The following is a 4,036-nucleotide window of genomic DNA, read 5'->3' on the forward strand; positions in this document are numbered from 1 at the left end:
CACTGACCGGGTATGGCGGGGGCCTGAATAGGAAGCGCTGGCTGCTGCAGCATGAGGGCGCGCCGTTCCGTGAGGTCGCCGCCTGAGTGACCCGTGATCCAGGCCTTGAGGCTTTCTACGCCTCCGCTCGACTTGGCGTCCGGCCCGTCACCGTGTACCCAGATGAGGCGGGTTCGCGCAGGTTTTCCGGGCGTTCGACTTTCACAACTCTGGGTGATTATATGCACACGCCCGAGGTGTGACGTCGGGCCGGGCGCCTGCGCCGGGTCCTGGCCGGGCCATGGAGGAGATGACGCGACATGAAGTTCTCCCGACGCCCAATGCCTACGGATTTCGGTGCGCCGAAGGATGAGCCGGCTTCATCCTTGCCCGACACGACCGCCTCGGTCGGACCGGTCGGGTTCCGGTCTGCCGACGCCCTGGAAGACGGCTATGCTGACCCGCGGAATTCCCATCATGCGCTAGTCGACACCCACTCCGGGCAATTTGAGTCCGAGTTTGAGAGTGACGAAGGTCCAGGGGCTGGCTGGCCCATCTGGCTGGGCGCGTTCGCTGTCGCTTCTCTCTGGGCGCTCGGCCCGATCGCGTTTGCCGTGGGCTACCGCAACGGTGTTGCGCCCCTTCAGCATGACCTGTTTGCACTCAGCGTATTTGCGCTCCTGGCCATTGGCCCTGCAGCGCTGGTGTTCTTTGCCGCCTATCTGATCCGTCAGGGGCAGAAACTGGGGCATGAAGCGCGAACCGCCAGGTTTATGGCCGAGGAAATGGTCTCGCCCGCGCTGATCGCCGCGGCCCGGGCTGGTGATATCACCCTGGCGGTGCGCGAGGAGATCCAGCGTACGGCGCAGGCGACCGAGGAAGCCCGGGAAACCCTCGTGGCCATGCGCGATGCGCTGGCTTTCGAGACCGAAAAGCTGGCCGGTGCGACCGCCCAGTCGGTCCGGACCACGCAGGAACTCGCGACCACGCTTGGGCATGAGCGGTCCGAGATGAGCGACCTGTCCCAAACCCTCGACCGCCAGGCCAACAGGGTGACCGACGCGATCGGACAGCAGGCCAAGATGGTCGCCGACGCCACGGGGGTCGCGGAAGCCCAGATTCGCGAGGCTGAGACCGGACTGGCCGCCCGTGCGGCGGACCTTGCCGCCGCCGCGAGCGCTGCCAGTGACGTCGCGCGAACGGCAGGTGAGGACCTGACCCGCCATATTGCCCGGCTTGAAACGGCTGGCGCCGGTGTCGCCGAACAAGTGGGATCGGTGGAAGCCGGGCTCAGCGAGCATCGGGTGTCGCTGGTCGCCCTGAGCCAGTCGCTGAAGTCGGACCAGGAAGCGATCGCCGGCGCGACGGCGGGCCACGCCGCCCGGCTGGAGGCCTTCATTGCAAGCGCCCGGCACACCGTCGAACTGCTGGGCCGCGAGGCCAATGCCGGTGGTGTGGCGGTCAACCGGATGTTGGCTGATGCTACGGCTCAGCTCGGCGATCTGGTGGAGACGGCGCGCGCTGAGCGGCAGGAGTTTGACCAGTCGACGCTGCACTCGCTCGAAGCTGTGTCGCAGGCTGCGATCGACCACCGCCAGCAACTGGAGAGCGAGACGCGAGCCGCTATTGAGGCGCTCGCGGCCGCTGCCGCCACAACACGGCGGGCGGCGATCGAGCAAACCCGCCACGCCCGCGAACAGGTCGAGCAGCTCTCTGAAGCCGCGTTCACTGCGGGACAGAAGGCCAATCAGGTGTTTGAGGCGCGCCTCGAGGAGGCCCGTGCCCTGGTCTCTGAATCCTCGCGGATGGTCGCGGAGACCGGTGACGCCACCGCTGCGCGATTGGAATCCGGGGTTGCCACCGCCCGCGCGAGCGTCGAGCAACTGGCCGCAATGCTCGACGACCTGGAGACGCGCGCGCAACGACTTCCCAATCTGGCGCGCGAGCAGATGGAGCAGGTTCGCCAGGTGGCTATCCGTGACCTGGACGAGGTGAACGTCCGGACCCAGGGTCCGGCAAAGGACGCCGCGTTGCCGAATGAAGCCCTGCGGGAGCCAGCCCGGCGAACGGCTGCGGCGCGGGGCGCGGGCCGGTTGATGGGCGCGAGGCCGGCTTCAACAGCGCGGGCCGACGATCCGACGGGCTTGCCTCAGGCGAGCGGGATTGCAACGGCGCCCGATGATGACGACGAGCCTCTCGAACTGTCGAACCCCGCTGTGGCGCCTCAGGCTTCAGGTGCCGAGTTGGCGGCCAGGCTCGGGCTGCGCAACCGTATCCGTCTTACGCCCATTGCAAGTGACAAGGAGTTTTCGGCGGTATTCGAAGCGGCGGGTGGAAAATCGGCCGCCCCGGACAGCGGAGATGAGGCGGCCGATGATGGAGAGGCCTGGACCTGGAAAGATCTGCTCGCGTCCCTCGACGGCGCCTCGGGGGAGGGCGAAAGGCTTGAGCAAACCCTCGCCGCCGATCTCGTGGCGATGGGCGTCGACGCGGCGTCCCTGCTGCCGCAGTCACGCATCGAGGAGGTGGCGGCCACGTTGCAGGCCGGTGATCTCGATGGCGCCCGTGAGGTGGTCCGCGCGCTTGCCCCGGCGGCGACCCGCCGCATTGCGCGAAGGATGTTTACCGATGACGAGGTCAGACGTAGGGCCGAACTCCTTGTCCGCCGCTACAAGACCCTGACGGCTGAGGCCATTGCCCGCGATGGCAGCGCACGCCAACTGACCGATCTGCTCGGCTCGGAGGGTGGCAGAATGTATCTGCTGCTCGATACGGCAGCCGGCGACATGCTCTGAGGCTGAGGCTTCCCGGGTGAGACAGGACGTTCGATCCGGGGCGCAACTGGTCGACTCCGGCTCACCCGGACAAGATGGACATGAGCCTGTGCATTCTGGTCAATCTTCTTGAACGAATTGCCGCGCATAGTATGCCGAGCCATCAATTTTCCACGCTCCCGGGGGCGCACTTTGAAGATTCTGATTACAGGCGGGGCCGGGTTCATCGGGTCCGCTGTTGTTCGCCGCGCGATCGCCGATGGGCATCAGGTGGTCAATGTCGATGTCCTGACCTATTCGGCCAACCTGGAAAATGTCGCCGGGGTCGAGGGCGACCCGGGCTATGCCTTCGAACAGGTCAACATCTGTGACCGCCCCGCCGTCGAGGCCGTCTTCGCCAGGCATCAGCCTGACGCGGTGATGCACCTTGCCGCCGAGAGCCACAATGACCGCGCCATTGAGGGGCCGCTGGATTTTGTCCAGTCCAATGTCATGGGAACGGCCGTGCTTCTCGAAGTGTCCCGCGCCTACTGGAGCAAGCTGGAGGGGGCACGGAAGGACGGGTTCCGCTTCCATCACGTGTCGACGGACGAGGTGTTCGGCGCCCTGGGCGAGGACGGCGACTTCACCGAAGATACGCCCTACGATCCCAACTCGCCGTACTCGGCGTCCAAGGCGGCGGCCGACCATCTGGTTCGCGCCTGGCACCGCACGTTCGGCCTGCCGATGGTGCTGACCAACTGTTCGAACAACTATGGCCCTTACCAGTTTCCCGAAAAGCTGATCCCGACGGTGATCACCCGGGCGCTGGAGGGAAAGTCGATCCCGGTCTACGGAGACGGTCGCCAGGTCCGCGACTGGCTGCATGTGGACGACCACGCCGACGCGCTGCTTCTGGTGCTGAACAAGGGCCGACTGGGCGAAACCTACTGCATCGGCGGCGACGCCACGAAGCGGAACCTGGAGGTGATCAACATCATCTGCGCTCATCTGGATCGGATGGTGCCGGCCAATACGCCACATGCCGACAAGATCGCCTTTGTCACCGACCGGCCGGGGCACGACTTCCGCTACTCCATCGACGCCTCCAAGCTGGCCGACGAACTGGGCTGGACACCGCGAATGCCGCTGGGCGAGGGGCTGGAGGACACCGTGCGCTGGTATGTCGACAACTACAGTTGGGTGGAGCGGATCCGGGAGCGGGGCTTCCAGTCTGAACGCCTGGGTCTGGTGAAGGCATGAGGCGCGGTATCGTCCTGGCCGGCGGCGCCGGCACCCGCCTT

The 4,036-nt window shown here is 66.2% G+C and carries 2 protein-coding genes; both read left to right on the forward strand.

What is annotated here, in order from left to right; genetic code table 11:
* Positions 1-299: 299 nt before the first annotated feature.
* Positions 300-2,774 (forward strand): polar localization protein TipN, encoded by a 2,475-nt coding sequence (locus tag ACIQ42_RS16725; RefSeq protein WP_397423375.1) that lies wholly within the window; start codon positions 300-302, stop codon positions 2,772-2,774.
* Positions 2,775-2,945: 171 nt separating this feature from the next.
* Entirely contained in the window at positions 2,946-3,995 is a 1,050-nt protein-coding gene (rfbB, locus tag ACIQ42_RS16730; protein ID WP_397423376.1) for a dTDP-glucose 4,6-dehydratase, read from the forward strand.
* Positions 3,996-4,036: the final 41 nt, after the last annotated feature.

Source organism: Phenylobacterium sp. (assembly GCF_044372605.1).
Classification (GTDB): Bacteria; Pseudomonadota; Alphaproteobacteria; order Caulobacterales; family Caulobacteraceae; genus Phenylobacterium.

Excerpts from the sequence above, each read along its gene's own strand:
- ACIQ42_RS16725 (WP_397423375.1), top strand. The coding sequence starts at position 300 with ATGAAGTTCTCCCGACGCCCAATGCCTACGGATTTCGGTGCGCCGAAG.